Origin of the sequence: Paenibacillus sp. FSL W8-0194 (assembly GCF_037969745.1) — a bacterium.
Lineage (GTDB): Bacteria > Bacillota > Bacilli > Paenibacillales > Paenibacillaceae > Paenibacillus_AQ > Paenibacillus_AQ cookii.
In genome coordinates, this window is the sequence record NZ_CP150205.1 from 811,653 (window position 1) to 828,619 (window position 16,967).

Genomic DNA, 16,967 nt, shown 5'->3' on the forward strand with positions numbered 1-16,967 from the left:
TTTTAATATCGATGCGATACTCCAACCCGTCCTTTTCGAAAATGAGGGTATTCGCTAAACGGTTCGGATTGTCATGTTCATAAATAGCTTTCGTGCCGTTTTCTGTTTTTATGGTTATTTCAACTTATCCAAGGATGCGTCATAAGCCCAAGTTAAGCCACCGTCTTTGCTGAATAAATAAATGGTTCCAATGATTCCATTATCCCCGGACAGGCTAATAGGAAAACGTCCTTCTTTCCCGTTAAAGAAAGGCGAGAGAGGGTTCTTTGAGTATTTCTCAAACTTTTCTGGAAGGCTGACAGGGAGCCGATCCCAAGTCTTCCCCCGATCCTTGGTCCAATAAATGATCGGATCGGGCGCTGTGAAATATCTGTATCCTAAAAAGCCGATATCGGGGCTAGCGAAACCGACCCCCGTTAAATGTTCCGAATACTTGTCATTCGGATTTCCTGTTTCGATCCATGTTTTTCCGCCATCCGAAGTCTGAAAGACAAAGTTCTCCGCGCATGCGACTCCGCAGCCGTGGCCGACAACCATCCAACCTTCTTTTTCCGACGTGAAACCGATGAATAGCTCATCACCCTTGGCGTCTTCGTTTTGAACGACCGTCTCGTTCCATGTCTTGCCCATGTTGTCGCTGATCAGAACATGAACCGGAGCGAATTTGTCAGGATCGGGATTATACACAATGGCGGTTTTATCTTCGGAGATGAAAAAGCTGCCTTCGCTTAGTCCTCGGTCGTAGGATTCCCTTGCCATATCTAATTGTAAAGGCGTTTTTGCAGTCACTTTCCCATTTCGATATGAGATGGAAACATGGCCTTCATTATCAATCGAATAGGAATTGCCCGCGTCATAGGAGACAACTTGGTCCCCGACGAGGTTAGAATAGATCGTAGCGGGTTTGAAGGCCGCGCTGTTTCCGCTTGTAACATTGGAGCAGGCGGCTAATACGCCCAGCGAAAGGACAACGGCACAGAACATCATAAGTCCACTTCGTTTCTTCTTCATACTCAAGATGGACTTGAATCTTTGTTTCATGGTATGTTTCCCTCCTAAAAAATTCGTGGATAACAATCTCTGCGCACGTGGAGGAAGTTATCTCGGTGCTGTACGTGCGAATAATATTACTAATATTGTTCCACAGATTTTACCACCTGCATCAGGTGCAACCACTCAAGTTAAAGTTGTTTCTGTAAATGTTCCTAAAGGAGCAACGCAGATTATACTATTAAAATCTCTAATGGCGGAGGCGCAAATACAGCAGAAGCTGTGTTAATGTCTACGATTTAATACCGAACACCTATTAGGGGCTAAACCATAAGTGAATCTACTTATGATTTAGCCCCTGCTTTTTACCGTTTTACATCTTTAAATGTTAGGCCTGTAAATACTGTATACGAATTTATAAGTTCTTCCTTACTTGCTTTATAGATACCATCAATTAAATATTTCCCTTTGTCTTGGTCATATTTCATATTAAAATCCAATTGAATTTTTGCGACTTTTGTTGATGAGTTGTCTCTTTCGATAAAACGGATGACTTCAACACGAAATTTATATTGTATAGGTTCTTCTAATGTCCCAATAAATTTACCGCCAATAATCTTATAATCTAATATTGAATCTAAGATTAGATCATCACTGATAATTTTTTTTGGGTCTACAAAATCACTCTTAAATTGATCTGTTACCAACGCTTGATAGCCATCCTTTTTTGAATCATAGTAAGAGAAGTATGCAGCGATTACATCTCTTACGGAAGCATAGGAAGTGTACAGAGCACTTAAATCATCATTTAAAACGTTCGGCTTAGAGTCCACCTTCACGGACTTAGACTTAGGATCCCAAGTTACCCCAACGCCTAGCGCCTTGGATATCGTACTAATGGGAACGAGCACTCTTCCATCTTCAATTTTGGGTGATGTGTCCGTTTTTAGCTCTGTTCCATTGACAATTATTTTGATTTTCCCTGTGGCTGCAAGAATTGATCCGCTAATGAGTACAGATGCTAAACCAATTGCAAGTCCTGACCATATGTATTTTTTCAAAAAAACCCCTCCTATGATGGCTTTACTATAACATATTTTAATAATAAATATTAATATATGGAATTACATCAAAAAAATATCAAGATGACATTTAGCTAAACCGTTTCCTGAAGAAAGTCTGAAGATGAACGAACTTCTGGATATTATAAAGTTAAATTTCCGCAGGATTTTATTGTAGATGAACATGCTTTGGATTGTTCGCTTCGGATGGCAGCAGGTTATGTGATTGAAACGGCGCTTGGGCGGAAGGATATTATGCGCTCTGTTTTGGGAAAAGGCATTGTTCGTGAGCGGATTCCCTAACGAGCTTATTAAATCAGAGGAAGATATCTAAATTTATCAATCAATGGGTTTAGATATGGGCTCATGATGCTGGCTCTAAGGCGGCAAAAACACCACCTAAGAGCCGGTACGCATCGCTGCGGGGGTACTCAGCGCGATAACGAGAGGGCCTAAGCCGTGGGGGAATTGCCCCCGGCCAAGGCCCTCTAGCATTCCTGCCCTTCGCTTACCCCCCCGCACGGAGCGCTAAAAGCGAGTGATATATATTATATGATGAAACGTACCGGCTGTTTTTACGTTTGCCGACCATGCCCTCCATCCCCCAGCTTTCAATAAGGGACAAACGAACATGATGTACGATCCCGAGGCGAAGAACAAACGGATACCGCTCGGCGACTGGCTGAAATAGATGGGCCAATCAAGACTCCTGCTCCAGGAAGAACATAAAGGAATGCTTGGCGAATTTGAAAAAAAGAAGCGGAGCAAGGCTGTCTGATTTTGAAACGAGGGACCTCGATGTTTTGTTTCCGTTCGTACTGAAAAAAATTGTGCCACAGCAACAAAAGGAGAGCGACAGTTCAGGAGGGGCTGCTTTTCTTTTTGTTAGTACGTGCATCTTGTCAGATGTGCAGAACGTGGAGCCGCCCCCGTTTACTCGATAGCCCCCCTGTTTTTTACATGCTGCTTCATAGTTAAGCTTCCTCTTCTCTTCCTGGAGGCGGTGCTGTGGACTCCCGGACCAGCAGCTGCGTCGGCAGCAAAATTTCCGTATAAGGCTGATCCGGATTCTGCAGGCGGGAGAAAAGCTGCTTAATGGCATACGTGGCGAATAACCTGCGATTCACATCCAGCGTTGTGGTCGGGGGAGTACAAACCTGCGACAGATACCCGTTGTCGAAGCTGACCACCGAAGCCTCTTGGGGGACCTTCACGCCCAGATGCTGCAAAGCGGACGTAATCATAAAGCCGAAGCCGTCGTTGACGCAGAACCAGGCGGTCGGGCGTTCCTGCATTTGTGCAATTGCACCGTGTACATAGCTGCTGTCTTCGATGGCGTCTTGAATAAGCCAGTCTTCGCGAAGCCGGATGCCGGCTTCGAAAGCGGCGAGACGCATACCTTCAAGCCGCTCGTAATGGCTGGGAGAATAGTCGATATCGCCCATGAAACCGATGTCCTTATGGCCTAATTCGATCAGATGGCGCACCCCCTCATACGCGCTGAAACGGTTGTTCGTAAGAATGCTGTCGGCTTGCAGCGAGGGATGGTGGTGGTCAATCAGGACGGCAGGAATGCCGGTATCCAACACGGCTTGTACATAGGGCGTCGTAATGTGGCTCAGGATCAAAATGCCGTCTACCGACCGGTTTTCAAGAAAAGCAGGCAGGCGAAGCGCCTCTGCGTCCTCCGGGCTGATGGATTGAATGACAAGTTCATAGCCGTACTTTTTCAATTCTTTATCTACACTTAAATAAATGTCCCCAAAAAACGATTTTCTGGAGAAAGCATAATCCGAAGCAATGAGGGCGATGGTGCCGCCGTCTTGAAGGACCGCAGAAGGATCGGTGGAAGCAGGGGAAGCGGCAGCTTCGTTTTGCCGGCCGCGGCGGCTTTTCCTATAGACGTAGCCCAGCCGTTCAGCGGTTTCCTTCACCAGGGCGCGCGTCGCTTCGCTGACCCCGTCCTTCCCTGTTAGAGCCTGGGAGACGGAATTTTTGGATATATGTAGATGGTCTGCGATGTCCTGCATGGTAACTTTATTTTTCAAAATAAATTCAACCTCCGTCGAGCAACAACCGGAAGGGCATTAAACCGGTTTTGCATTCGATTTCATTTTTTCAGTTCCGGAGACGACTGTCAAGCATTCGAGGCTCTGAAACCGGACCTCATCCAAGCGTTAGTTATATGATAAGATTGTAACGTTACAAAATAGAAATGTAAACTTACTTTTCGTTGTATTATAATAGAGTGTAATTATTAATATGAGTTGACAAGTATCATAATCAAGGTAATAATAAGGTTCATAAGCGCTTACATGGACTGAAAATAAAGTTTTGTAATGTTAATTTTGCGGATTTTTGTTTGAATTTGAAATTACATTCTATTGGAGGTCATGTTCAAATGATGAGAAAATCACTTGGTGCACTACTGCTGGCCGCCGTAGCCGCCACGATGTTGTCCGCATGCTCCACCGGTCAAGGCTCGACGGAAAGCAGTGGAAATGGAGGGGCTTCGGGTGGAGTGACAACCATCGAATTCTGGGCCGCTCCTAACCCAACGCAGCAGGCCTACTGGCAGGAAATGGCCAAAGCTTATGAATCGGAACACTCCAACGTCAAAATTAATGTCAGTGCCATCAAAGAGTCGCCGACATCCGAAGCGAGCATTCAATCCGCGATTGCAGCGAAGAGCGCTCCGACCATGTCCGAGAACATTAACCGGGGCTTCGGCGCGCAGCTGGCGGACAGCAAAGCGCTGGTTCCGCTCGATACGCTGGACGGATTCCAAGATATTATCAAGGCACGCAACATGAGCAGCACCATCGAACCTTGGAAATTCGCGGATGGACACCAATACGTGCTGCCGATCTATTCCAACGCTATGCTGTTCGGCTGGAGACTGGATGTTCTGAAAGAGCTTGGCTATAACGAACCGCCGCAAACTTACAGCGAAATCGTGGAGCTGACCAAGAAGCTGAAAGACAAATACGGCGATAAAAAATATCTGTGGGCGAAAGCCGATTTGGCCGATCCTACGGCCTGGAAACGCTGGTTTGACTTCTACATGCTGTATGATGCGGCTTCCGGCGGCAACAAGTTTATTGAAGGCAGCCGGTTTACCGGCGATCGGAAAGCCGGCGAAGAAGTCCTTACTTTCGTGGACGATTTGCGGAAAGCGAACGGACTCCTGGCCCGGCAGGTGACGGATCCGTTTGAAAATGGCGTCGGCGTCTTTACGGACGTGGGTCCTTGGACGTTCACAACCTGGAAAGAGAAATATCCGGATCTGAAATACGGCGACAACTTTGCATTGACCATGCCTCCGGTGCCGGACGGGATGGATCCTAAAGACAGCAAAACCTTTGCGGATACCAAAGGGCTGGTCATTTATGCTTCCGCTACGAAAGAACAGCAGGCAGCCGCGATCGACTTCATGAAATGGGTATATTCCGATGCGGCTAACGACGCGAAGTGGTTTGAGCAGACCAATCTGCCGCCAGCGCGAGACGATTTGACAACCAACGATTCCTTCAAAGCTATTTTGGATAAGCAGCCGGAGCTGAAACCTTATGCGGAGAATGTTCCCCATGCCATTCCGCCGATGGATAACGCAAAATACAACGATTTGCAAACCATCATCGGAACCGAAGCTTTTAACAAAGTCGTCAAAGGGCAAATTTCTCCGGCCGAAGGTTGGGCTAACATGCAGAGAGCGATTGAAGGCGCCCTTCAATAAGGGAGGATGACCGATGATGGACCATAGAAACAATAAAATGGGCTGGTTATTTACCAGCCCCTACCTTATCTATTCGCTTATTTTCTTTTTCGGACCGCTGATCTGGTCGTTTTTCCTGTCCGTCACGGATTGGAATCTGATCGCTCCGACTTTTAATTTGATCGGGATCGAGAACTTTGCGAATGCCCTAAAATCGCCAAGCGTACATTCGGCCTTCTGGGTGACTTATAAGTTTATGATTATTTTCGTACCGATTGTAACGGTGCTGGCGACGGCCGTCGCCGTGCTGGTGCACGGTCTGCCGCGCTTTAAAAGCCTGTTCTTGATCGGTTTTTTTCTGCCCTACCTGTCCTCGGGCGTTGTTTCATCGCTTATTGCCAAGGGACTTCTTTCTTACACCAGCCCGATGAACGTATTTTTGCGAAAAATGGGGCTCGATATCGACTGGCTGGGCACGCCATTATCTGCGCTATGTATTGTCGGCCTGATTCTGGCCTGGAAATTCACCGGGTATTATGCGCTGATCCTGACCTCGGGCCTGGAAAGCATCGATAAGGAAGTGTACGAGGCAGCTGCCATCGACGGCGTTACCGACCGTCAGCGTTTCTGGCGCATTACGCTGCCGCTGCTGTATCCGTCGCTCTATACAACGCTGATTCTGGCATTTGGCGTCACGTTCGGTATTTTCACCGAGGTGTATCAGTTGACGGGCGGCGGCCCCGACAATGCGACCAACACCTGGCAGATGGAAATCTTCAAACAGGCATTTACGAACCTGCAGGCCGGTTATGCGTCGGCAGTAGCCTTGCTCGCTTCGGTCGCCACTTTTATTTCGATCTTTATCATTCGCAAATTACTGGAGATATGGGGGAAAAGAAATGGTTGGGTCTAATCGAAATCGCGGCATCAGACGCACGGTCCGGTATGCGCTCGCCATGATCCTGCTCCTCGTGATGGTTTACCCGTACCTGTATATGGTGCTGAACTCTTTTGCCGACTGGGCGCACATCGATAAGCAGCTGCTCCCGACGAAATACAGCCTGAAATCGTATGAGTGGCTGTTTACCGGCGGGGAAACGGGGATTCCCCGTCCTTGGCTGCATGCTTTTCTGAACAGCGTCATGGTTTCGCTTGCTTCCACGGTACTGATGATGATTTTCGGCGTGATGGTCGCTTACGCGCTGTCCAAGCTGAATTTCTTCGGACGGAACGCGATCAACAACTTCGTTTTGTTCCATATGTTTTTCCCGGCGATTATTCTTTTGATTCCGACGTTCCTGATCATTCAGAGAGTAGGACTGTACGACAGTTATTTGGGGTTGATTCTGCCTAAAGCCGTCAGTTTATGGGCGATTTTTATGTATACTAATTTCTTTAAAGCCGTACCGACGGTCTTTATCGAAGCCGCCCGCCTGGACGGGGCCTCGGACCTTAAGATCATGTATAAGATCATGCTGCCGATGTCCAAGTCGATCACCACCGTCATTTTCCTGTTCCTGCTGATGGAACGGTGGACGGAGCTGCTGTGGGATATGATCGTCGTGAAAAGCGACCGGATGCTCACGCTGAACGTGCTCATTTCGCAAATGTTCGGCCCTTACGGCTCGTATCCGGGTCCGCTTTATGCGGCATCCACGCTGCTGACGCTGCCGATTATCATGATGTTTATCATTTTCGGCAAGAAGTTTCAGGAGGGCATGCAGTTCAGTTTGAAGTAAGCAGATAGGAGAAGTTATTGGACACTGGATTTGGAGGAAGAAACCATGAGTATACAAAGAGAAGCATTGACCTGCTCGGCCCTGCTGGCCTCCTATAACAGCAAGCAGGCGAGAGCTGAGCAGGCAGAAAGGTTAGTGTTTGACGGGATAGGAAACAAGGATGTCTACAATATTGCAGCTCCTTTTGAGGATGAAGGGGAATTGGTGCTTCTCGGACGCGTTGAGCCGCGGGACAGCGAGCATTCCCAGGTGATGTTTTTTGTGGAGCGGGACGGAAAATGGCTGCCGCGAGCCGGCGCGCCGGTATTCGATCTGCAGGATCCGTTTCATACCCGGATCGGCGGAAAGCTGATCGTCGGCGGCGTGCAGATTTATCCGCATCCCGGGAAAGAAAATGCGCTGATGTGGCGCACCGTATTTTACCAAGGGAGCTCCGTTAACGGGCTGAAGGAATTTTTCAAAGGACCGGACGGCATGAAGGATCTCCGCCTGGTAGAGCTGAAGGACGGCAGCATCGGCATTTTTACAAGACCGCAGGGCAAGAAAGGTGGCCGCGGTAAAATCGGGTTTGCCAAGGTTCCATCCCTGGAAAAGCTGACCCTTCAGGTCATTAACGATGCTCCGCTGCTGGAAGGACAATTTACCGACGACGAATGGGGAGGAGCGAATGAAGCCCATCTTCTCAAGGACGGACGGGTAGGCGTGCTGGGGCATGCGGCTTGCTACGATCCAAGCGGTGACCGTCATTATTATCCGATGGCATTTGTGCTCAGCCCGAGCGACTTGACCTTTACGGATATGGAGCTCATCGCGGTACGCGACCGTTTTCTGCCTGGACCGTCCAAGCGCCCGGATCTGCAGGACGTTGTGTTTAGCGGCGGGCTTATCCGCAAGGAGGACGGATCTGCCGTGCTTTACGCAGGGATCGGCGACGCCGACGCGCAGCGTATCGTGATTGACGATCCTTTTGCCAAATTCGAATAACGCCGGAATGAAACCCCTGACTTTATTTCATGAACTAAAGTGACTACAAGGAGCTAAATGCCATGAATATATACCGTTATGAACAGAATCCGCTGATTACGCCGGCTGACGTCCATCCCCATCGTGAAGGCTTTGAAGTGATCGGTACGTTTAACGCCGGGGTGGCCGAATATAACGGCGAAACGATCCTGCTGCTCCGCGTTGCGGAGCGCCCGGTCAGCCCTGACCCGGGCATTGTGCTGGCTCCGGTCTACAATCCGGCGAAACAGGATCTGGATCTCATGGAAATCCGTTTGGATGATGAAAGCTATGATTTTTCCGACCCCCGGGTCATCGTGAAAAAAACCAACGCTCCGGCGTTTGAATACCTCACGTCCTTGTCTTATTTGCGGATCGCCCGCAGCAAGGACGGACATCATTTCACCATTGAGGATAAGCCTTTCATTTACCCTTCCAACCCGCTGGAGGCGTTCGGGATCGAAGACCCGCGGATTACGCAAATCGGGGACACCTATTACATTTATTTCTCGGCCGTATCGCCGGTAGGCATCGGGGAAGCGATGGTATCAACGAAGGATTTTCGGACCTGGACCCATCATGGCCTTATCTTTGGACCGGACAATAAGGACGTGATCATTTTCCCTGAGCAAATTAACGGCAAGTATTACGCACTGCACCGTCCGACAACCAAAAGCGTAGGCCGCCCCGAAATTTGGATCGCCGAATCAGACAATTTATTGTATTGGGGCAACCACAAACATCTGATCGGCTTACGTCAAGGCATGTGGGACAGCGGACGTATCGGCGGCGGAGCCGTTCCGATCAAAACCGAACAGGGCTGGCTTGAACTGTACCACGGAGCGACCCAGGATCACCGGTACTGCATGGGAGCCGTCCTGCTGGACCTGAATGATCCGTCCAAAGTCATCGCCCGTTCCGGCAAGCCGGTGATGGAGCCCGAAACGGATTATGAAACCAATGGATTCTTTGGCGAGGTGGTGTTCTCCTGCGGCGCGACGGTTCACGGGGACGTCGTTCGGATGTATTACGGAGTGGCCGACACGTCCATGGCGTGCGCCGAGCTGAGCCTTAGCGAAATATTAGAGAGTCTTGACCCCGTAGGGGAATGACTGGCATAAGTACAATGGAGGAAGCCTTCAGATATATGATCTGTAGGCTTCTTTTTAACGTCTACCGTTTGACCCTTGGCCTTACAAGACCCGTTGTAAAGGAATAACAGTAACGGCGATGGGGACAGTCCCGCAGAACGAAACGACAAGAGGATGCCCGTGCAAACTTTGTGGGTTGTTTTTTGGCAGGGGGTTATTCATACTGAACAAGAGGCGCAATGAAACGAGATATTATTTTTCAATAAAGAAAGCCTGACAGCCGCAAATCGGATCTGTAGGTTTTGAAAATATAGGAGGAACCATGTCCTGGAGTAAATTGAAGCAGCAGCTGGAGAGTTTTCTCTGTCCTGCGTTAGATGGAAGGGTTGAATACCGAGCAACCGGTTATCGTTATTTGCCTGATAAAGCAGGGCTTTGTTATATTTCGGTAGATAAAAAGGACGTACTCCGAATGAATGATAAAGCGAGTTCAATAAGGTGGTACCAGACGGAGCTCGAAATTAAAAATGACCCCGATATCCAAATTCCGATCAGCGATGAAGAAATGGAAGCGGTCAGAAAGGATACCAAAGGAAACGTTCCGGAGGATCGTCTGAAAGTCATTGCAAGAAACCGGAAAATATCGGAATATGCCAAGGAGCTTTTGGCGGCGCAGGCGTCATTAAGCAAATCCAATTTTGTCGCTGTCGCTACTCAATTTTTATCGACTTCTATTGAAGAAAGCATCGAGAGCAAAGATATTTTATTGAATATTCTGGCTTTGGTCGACAGACGAATCGGAAAAAAACGGATTTTGAACATGTCCGAGAAGATGAAGTTAAAGCATCCCGTTGTGCAGTATTTTTATGAACTACGGCGTAGTACATGTTGAGGAAAAATAGCTCTCGTTGCGGCAAGGCAGATGGCTATAAAATAGAGAAAAGAAGCAAGACGCGTAACCCTTCTAGCGGAGGGTTTTTATATCGTTTATACTATATAGATTGAATTAAAGTAAGTCACATCTTTGAAACGGATATTCCCTGTGGATCATGGAATGACAAGTAAAAAATTTAATTCATTCGATATGGTAGAGCCAATTTACTTTCTAGGAGTTGTCTGACGAACCATGAACAAGAAAGAAGTCGCACACATACGCAAGCAGTTTAAGCTGGATAATCATTTGATGCAAATTTACGATATTCTGAACGTGTACATTATGAAGGAAACGAACGAGATTTATCACTGGGAGCGGAGTCCCTTTGGGTTAGTGGACCGGGAGAAGCAGGAGCTGTACATGGGCAATTTCAAAAAGCTGCTGACCGGCGAATTGGATCATAAGCTGTTCGAGCTTAAGTTTACGGAGGAGACGGAAGACCAGAAAGACCCTTCGCGGGTGCTGCTTCACCAAGCGATCCAGACGGGCGATCCGGAGGAGTGGCAGGATCTGATGCTGCTGCTCGTAGAGAAAATGATGGCGGACACGACCTATGAACGGGATACCGTCATAACGTTCGTGCGCGGACAATACTACCGGCCGACCAAGGCGCGGAATGATGAAGCTGAGGAGACAGGGAATGACGAAGTGTTCGGGCATCCGTTCATTCTATGCAGCGTGAATTCTACGGAGAAGCAGCGGAAGGCGCTTTTGTTCGACTATGTGGAGAAAGAGTTTAAATACAATGTCATCGTAGATCCGATCATCAAGCTCAGCACGCCGGAGGAAGGGTTCTTTTATCCCAGCGTGACGGACAATTATTCCGACGTGAACCGGGTCCTCTATTGTACGGGGAAATCGAATGATCCGAATGAGCGTTTCATCTCTGAGGTCCTGAATGCGGAACGCTCTGTGACGGCGCTGGAAGAGCGAGCGATCTTTGAAGACATCGTGAAGGAAGTGGCGGGTGAACAGCTGGACTCGGCCACGATCGCACACGTGTACGAGGAGATTCATCATGTGATCGAATCCCACCAGGATGAGGAAGAACCTCCGAAGCTGGATTATACCGATGTCGAACGCGTGCTGACCGCAAGCGGCGTGGAAAATGTGACCATGGAAGCCGTGGAACGGGCTTTTGAAACCATCGTTGACGATAAGAACTATGAACTGAAGGCGAAAAGCGTGATCCCGAAATTTACGTCCAAATCGATTAAGATCGATACCAAGGTAGCCACGATTACGATCAGCCCACAGGATTTAAGATATATTAAACAGGTGAGCTTCCAAGGTAAACGCTGCATTATGATTGAGGTTGACGAGGATGCTGTTATTGAGGGCTTTACGCTTACGACAGAGACGTTATTGGAGAAGGCGGAGTGAAGGGATAAGTGATTTTGAGATACTCCCCTTACGAAGGCAGGCTTTATGATTTCTCCTGTCTAACGTGAGGGGTTTTAAAGCCTTAGTATTAACCCAGATTAAAATATAGAGCTATCACTCTCTATATGCTGATACTGATATTGCTAAAGTATTTCGGTCAAATCAATACAGTCGAGGTTGTTAAAAAGCGTAAGACTTATTGAGGACGAAAAAAACGCCCATTGAGAGGCGGTTATTGACCTTTTGTTATTTAAGGCCGGGCCGGTGAGGTGATCACCCTTCCGCAGGTCGCCGAAGCGCGGCGTAATCAATTTATGTTCTTTTCCTAAAGATAAGTACAGGCTGCTTTGCGGTAGAGAGATCCATTACTGTAAAGCAGCCTTTTTGCGATTAATCTCCGGTAATCACTACCGATTCCCCGTTCCTTTTTTATGATTGTTTAACAATTTTATAAGTAAGGAAGTGTAACTCTCAATATGACTAGGCTGATAAAGACGGAAAAAAACACTATACTAGATGCAATTATTTTGTTTGCTAGATTGAATTTAGTTATTATTCCTGAAAACAGTGACATCATTAGTAAAAATAAGATAAAGCAAGGAATGAACAATTTGCTTTTTTTGATATATAAAATATAAAGTAGATAATCTGTACCCCAAAAAGCGATGATCATTATTGAAAATATTCCAATAAGAGCGCTTATTTTTTTTACCATATTCCACCACCTTTATTACAACCATAACGAAAACTTTAGTAACTGTAAATAATTATATAAATATCTAAATTTATTCCTTCTCCAATCGCCATACATTCCAGGGAATGGATTGGGAGTATTACTGGTTTTAGGGATAAGAGAGTAGAACTTACTTACAGTATGGTTCGAATACTTGAACTCTACTTTCATGTATTGATTTTTGCTTTTATTCATAGTTATAAAATTATCGTACATTCTCGAAGGGGCAATGGCGCTGGAAGAGCGAGCGATCTTTGAAGACATCGTGAAGGAAGTGGCGGGTGAACAGCTGGACTCAGCGACGATCGCACACGTGTAGGAGGAGATTCATCATGTGATTGAATCCCACCAGGATGAGGAAGAACCTCCGAAACTGGATTATACCGATGTGGAACGCGTGCTGACCGCAAGCGGCGTAGACAATGTGACCCAGGAAGCCGTGGAACGGGCGTTTGAAACCATCGTGGACGATAAGAACTATGAACTGAAGGCGAAAAGCGTAATCCCGAAATTCACGCCAAATCGATCAAGATCGAGACCAAGGTAGCCACGATTACGATCAGCCCACAAGATTTAAGGTATATTAAACAGGTGAGCTTTCAGGGCAAACGCTGCATCATGATTGAGGTTGACGAGGATGCTGTTATTGAGGGCTTTACGCTTACGACAGAGACGTTGTTGGAAAAGGCGGAGTGAAGGGATAAGTGCTTTTGAAATTTGCATAGGTTACACCAGTAGATTAGGGAGATGCTCCCCTTACGAAGGCAGGCTTTATGATTCGCCTGTCTAGCGTGAGGGAAGCATTTTTTTACGATGGAAGGAGCGGTTCCACGACGCTAACTGATAAGCTGCTGAATCACCTGAGAGCTGAAGTTTTGTAAAGGATGACGAACACCAGGCTGCCGGTGGCGAAAACAACTCCAATTCTACGAATATCGAAGAATAGGATTGTACCATACAATTTGAATCTATCCTGATGATTTAAGACGCTGTATGATTAGGTGGATTGGGTATGGCAATTGATGGAATATATATCAAAAGTGAGGAGCGATCGTATGAGTATCACGGACAAACAAATGGCGTACCATGCATTGGTCAATCAACGGAAGAATTGCACGATGTGCGATTCTGCGCAGTGTGAACTGATAAATCCGAGCCAAGCGCAGAACGGGCGATTCGATACGAATGAAATCGGGCACTGGACAGAGTGGCAGGGCAGCTTGGATGCAAAAATGATGGTTGTCGGCCAGGATTGGGGGGATTTCAATACGCTAGAGAAACAAGAAGGGGTATGTAATGTAGACAATAGCTCAACCAATCGAGCATTGATTCAATTATTAAATATTGCCGGCGTGGACATTGACGAAAGTACCGCTAAAAACAAACATGCCGATTTATTTTTTACAAATGCTATCTTGTGCATGAAAACAGAAGGCGGACTAGCTGGTAAAGTGAGAGGATCGTGGTTTCGAAACTGCGTGTCCACATTTCTTAAGCCTCTTATTGAGGAGATTGTTCAACCCAAAGTTGTTGTCACATTGGGAGAAAAGGCGACTAAGTCCTTATTGCGTGAGTATGGTTATAAAGGGGTAAACTTCAGGGAATTGGTTGAAAGGGAATCACCGATTATCGTTGGTAGGAATACAGCAGTATTTCCGGTCTTCCATTGCGGTAGTTTAGGACGGAGAAACAGGCCTTTTGAACAGCAAAAGTCCGACTGGTTGCGAATCAAGGCATATTTAGAACGAGCAGATGATGGAAGTATGTCTAATTTAATCTCTGTCATAAATTAATAATATGGTAAGGAGGAAGAACGAAGTAAAAATTGCCCCTTATGAGCAAGCAGTCCAATCATTAAAGCGGCTATTTTCTCAAAAGAAGATCAGATATTCACTTCAAGGATTGCAGCAGTCGTCTCATTCAACGAGTCAAAATGATCGAGGCTTTTGGTATAGCAAGTCTTATCCGGTTATCCTACATCGCTACAATGAAACGAGACCATTTAATGAAAGTGAGGAGGCCTGGATTGAGCAGACGGCATTTGTTTTTGCCTGGATTGCTCGGATTCCGGTCGTTCGGTTGGATCGTGAATCGATACTCCAGCTAGCTGATTTGGAGAACTTGTTCCATACCAGCAAATTATGGGAGGTCGGTACCGAGTCCTATTTAGGTGGGCTAAATGATCTGATAATCGGCATGCACCATGGCGAGCGGATTTTGGGCGCAGCCTTTGGGAGATCTCCTGTATTGATTAAGCAATTTGTTCAACATGCTAATGCAATCATATGGCGATTAACGGCTGAACTTTCCGACCACGACAAAGCTCCTTCATTTCATGCTTCCAGAGCTATTTCCCATCTTCGATCAAAATATTTGCAAAGCCGTATTTGGAAGCGGCCGAATTGAAGACTATTACAAGTACCATGCTTACATATTTGCTCTACAAGATTATTTGAATGATGAACCAGCTGCGGAACCAATATTTCAATTGGCCTAACAGTACAATTTGTCACCGCTACGAGTTATTGATTTGATTTTGTTTCAGGATGGATTGAACATTAACGGACCGGGAGCACTAAAAATACATATGGGCTGAGGCATGTCATTGATTTCCTGCCAGTACCGGCCGACCAAGGCGCGGAATGATGAAGCCGAGGAGACAGGGAATGACGAGGTGTTCGGGCATCAGTTCATTCTATGCAGCGTGAACTTCACGGAGAAGCAGCGTAAGGCGCTCTTGTTCGACTATGTGGAGAAAGAGTTTAAGTACAATGTCATTGTAGATCCGATCATCAAGCTCAGCACCCCGGAGGAAGGGTTCTTTTATCCCAGCGTGACGGACAATTATTCCGACGTGAACCGGGTCCTCTATTGTACGGGCAAATCGAATGATTCGAATGAGCGTTTCATCTCCGAGGTGCTGAATGCGGAACGCTCTGTGTCGGCGCTGGAAGAGCGAGCGATCTTTGAAGACATCGTGAAGGAAGTGGCGGGTGAACAGCTGGACTCGGCCACGATCGCACACGTGTACGAGGAGATTCATCATGTGATCGAATCCCACCAGGACGAGGAAGAACCTCCGAAGCTGGATTATACATGTGGAACGCGTGCTGACCGCAAGCGGCGTAGAAAATGTAACCAAGGAAGCCGAGGAACGGGCGTTTGAAACCATCGTGGACGATAAGAACTATGAACTGAAGGCGAAAAGCGTGATCCCGAAATTCACGTCCAAATCGATCAAGATCGATACCAAGGTAGCCACGATTACCATCAGCCCACAGGATTTAAGTTATATTAAGCAGGTGAGCTTCCAAGGTAAACGCTGCATTATGATTGAGGTTGACGAGGATGCCCTCATCGAGGGCTTTACGCTGAGTATGGAGACGTTGTTGGAAAAGTCGGATTGAAGCAATAATGAGATGCTCCCCTTACGAAGGACAGGTTTTATGATTTTTCCTGTCTACCGTAAGGGGAGTTTTTTATGTTTGGTTTATTGTTAAGATGGAAGGAGAACTTAACGACGCTAACGGATAAGCTGCCGGATCACCTGAAAGCTGAAGTACCATATACCGTGACTTTATAGGGAAGTGCTGCAGAGCCTTCCTTTTTTTTGTGAAGGAGGGCGACCATATGGAAGCCGCCTAATTGAACCAAAAGCACAATGATGAGGTTTTGCCCGCGTGAAGTCCCGGCGCAGGCCTTGGCATCACGGAGTACGAAGAAGAAATCGACCAAGGACTTGCTTCGTTACGTTGTCGTGAAGGTTACGTTCCGTATCGGCGAAATGATGATCGTATTAGGAAATGGAGACAAGATACTGCATGGGTGAAATTTATGGAGACTCCAGCCTTTTTTCAATTGGTTTATGCTCATTCTGTGCAATGTACTATGTCGATAACCATTTTTCCGAGTAGAGTTGCAAAGATTCTGAAACTTACTGTTATGCTTGTTCAGGCATTTTGTTAGGTTAAATAGTTCTTTCAAGTAAATTGGTATGCTTTCATTAGCTTTATTGTTTGCCACCTTGTAGAGCCGCTCAAGCTTGATGTTGCCAGTGATCAGTACTTTAAGGCCTAACTGCCGAATCTAATGATGCGAGAAGAAAGTTAGACCTTGATGTTTTACATAGCATAGCCAACGTTACAATTCTTTTTTCTTAACATCCTCTCCTAAATGCGACCAATATATTGTTTGGTTCTAAGCAATTGTTCGTTACTCTGTTTAATGAGATTTACATTTACCCGAAAATTAAACAGAATATTTGAATTAATATTTAGCACTTAACTTTTTTTGATATTATTTTCAGGTAAATACTAGGA

12 protein-coding genes and 2 pseudogenes are annotated in these 16,967 nt (G+C 46.6%); 11 read left to right on the forward strand and 3 right to left on the reverse strand.

Annotated elements, in window-relative coordinates; translation table 11 throughout:
* Nucleotides 1-114 precede the first annotated feature (114 nt).
* From MKY58_RS03515 to MKY58_RS03525, 3 genes are all read right to left on the reverse strand, one after another.
* Nucleotides 115-1,041: a hypothetical protein gene (locus MKY58_RS03515; RefSeq protein WP_339323479.1), complete on the reverse strand. Its 927-nt coding sequence runs from the start codon at nucleotides 1,039-1,041 to the stop codon at nucleotides 115-117.
* 314 nt (nucleotides 1,042-1,355) lie between these two features.
* Nucleotides 1,356-2,051, reverse strand: a complete 696-nt coding sequence (locus MKY58_RS03520; protein ID WP_339323480.1) for a copper amine oxidase N-terminal domain-containing protein — start codon at nucleotides 2,049-2,051, stop codon at nucleotides 1,356-1,358.
* 974 nt (nucleotides 2,052-3,025) lie between these two features.
* The gene (locus MKY58_RS03525; RefSeq protein WP_339323481.1) at nucleotides 3,026-4,099 is read right to left on the reverse strand and encodes a LacI family DNA-binding transcriptional regulator; all 1,074 of its coding nucleotides are present in this window, start codon (nucleotides 4,097-4,099) and stop codon (nucleotides 3,026-3,028) included.
* Nucleotides 4,100-4,455: 356 nt separating this feature from the next.
* On the opposite strand from MKY58_RS03525, the gene MKY58_RS03530 reads away from it, so the two are divergent.
* From MKY58_RS03530 to MKY58_RS03580, 11 genes and pseudogenes are all read left to right on the forward strand, one after another.
* Nucleotides 4,456-5,787: an extracellular solute-binding protein gene (locus tag MKY58_RS03530; protein ID WP_339325038.1), complete on the forward strand. Its 1,332-nt coding sequence runs from the start codon at nucleotides 4,456-4,458 to the stop codon at nucleotides 5,785-5,787.
* 16 nt (nucleotides 5,788-5,803) lie between these two features.
* A complete protein-coding gene (locus MKY58_RS03535; protein ID WP_339325039.1) occupies nucleotides 5,804-6,679 on the forward strand; it encodes a sugar ABC transporter permease in 876 nt (291 codons plus the stop codon).
* Nucleotides 6,666-7,505: a carbohydrate ABC transporter permease gene (locus MKY58_RS03540; protein WP_339323482.1), complete on the forward strand. Its 840-nt coding sequence runs from the start codon at nucleotides 6,666-6,668 to the stop codon at nucleotides 7,503-7,505. The genes MKY58_RS03535 and MKY58_RS03540 overlap by 14 nt, the downstream gene beginning before the upstream one ends.
* 45 nt (nucleotides 7,506-7,550) lie before the next feature.
* Nucleotides 7,551-8,489, forward strand: a complete 939-nt coding sequence (locus tag MKY58_RS03545; protein ID WP_339323483.1) for a DUF1861 family protein — start codon at nucleotides 7,551-7,553, stop codon at nucleotides 8,487-8,489.
* Nucleotides 8,490-8,551: 62 nt separating this feature from the next.
* Entirely contained in the window at nucleotides 8,552-9,619 is a 1,068-nt protein-coding gene (locus tag MKY58_RS03550) for a glycoside hydrolase family 130 protein (RefSeq protein ID WP_339323484.1), read from the forward strand.
* Between the two features lie 301 nt (nucleotides 9,620-9,920).
* Nucleotides 9,921-10,490, forward strand: a complete 570-nt coding sequence (locus MKY58_RS03555; RefSeq protein WP_339323485.1) for a hypothetical protein — start codon at nucleotides 9,921-9,923, stop codon at nucleotides 10,488-10,490.
* Nucleotides 10,491-10,724: 234 nt separating this feature from the next.
* The gene (locus MKY58_RS03560; RefSeq protein WP_339323486.1) at nucleotides 10,725-11,915 is read left to right on the forward strand and encodes a DUF4317 domain-containing protein; all 1,191 of its coding nucleotides are present in this window, start codon (nucleotides 10,725-10,727) and stop codon (nucleotides 11,913-11,915) included.
* A gap of 869 nt (nucleotides 11,916-12,784) precedes the next feature.
* A pseudogene (locus tag MKY58_RS03565) lies at nucleotides 12,785-13,344 on the forward strand (DUF4317 family protein); the annotation flags it as partial.
* A gap of 359 nt (nucleotides 13,345-13,703) precedes the next feature.
* Nucleotides 13,704-14,441, forward strand: a complete 738-nt coding sequence (locus tag MKY58_RS03570; RefSeq protein ID WP_339323487.1) for a uracil-DNA glycosylase family protein — start codon at nucleotides 13,704-13,706, stop codon at nucleotides 14,439-14,441.
* Nucleotides 14,442-14,445: 4 nt separating this feature from the next.
* A complete protein-coding gene (locus MKY58_RS03575) occupies nucleotides 14,446-15,054 on the forward strand; it encodes a hypothetical protein (protein ID WP_339323488.1) in 609 nt (202 codons plus the stop codon).
* Nucleotides 15,055-15,247: 193 nt separating this feature from the next.
* Nucleotides 15,248-16,055 (forward strand): annotated as a pseudogene (locus tag MKY58_RS03580) (DUF4317 family protein); the annotation flags it as partial.
* Nucleotides 16,056-16,967 lie beyond the last annotated feature (912 nt).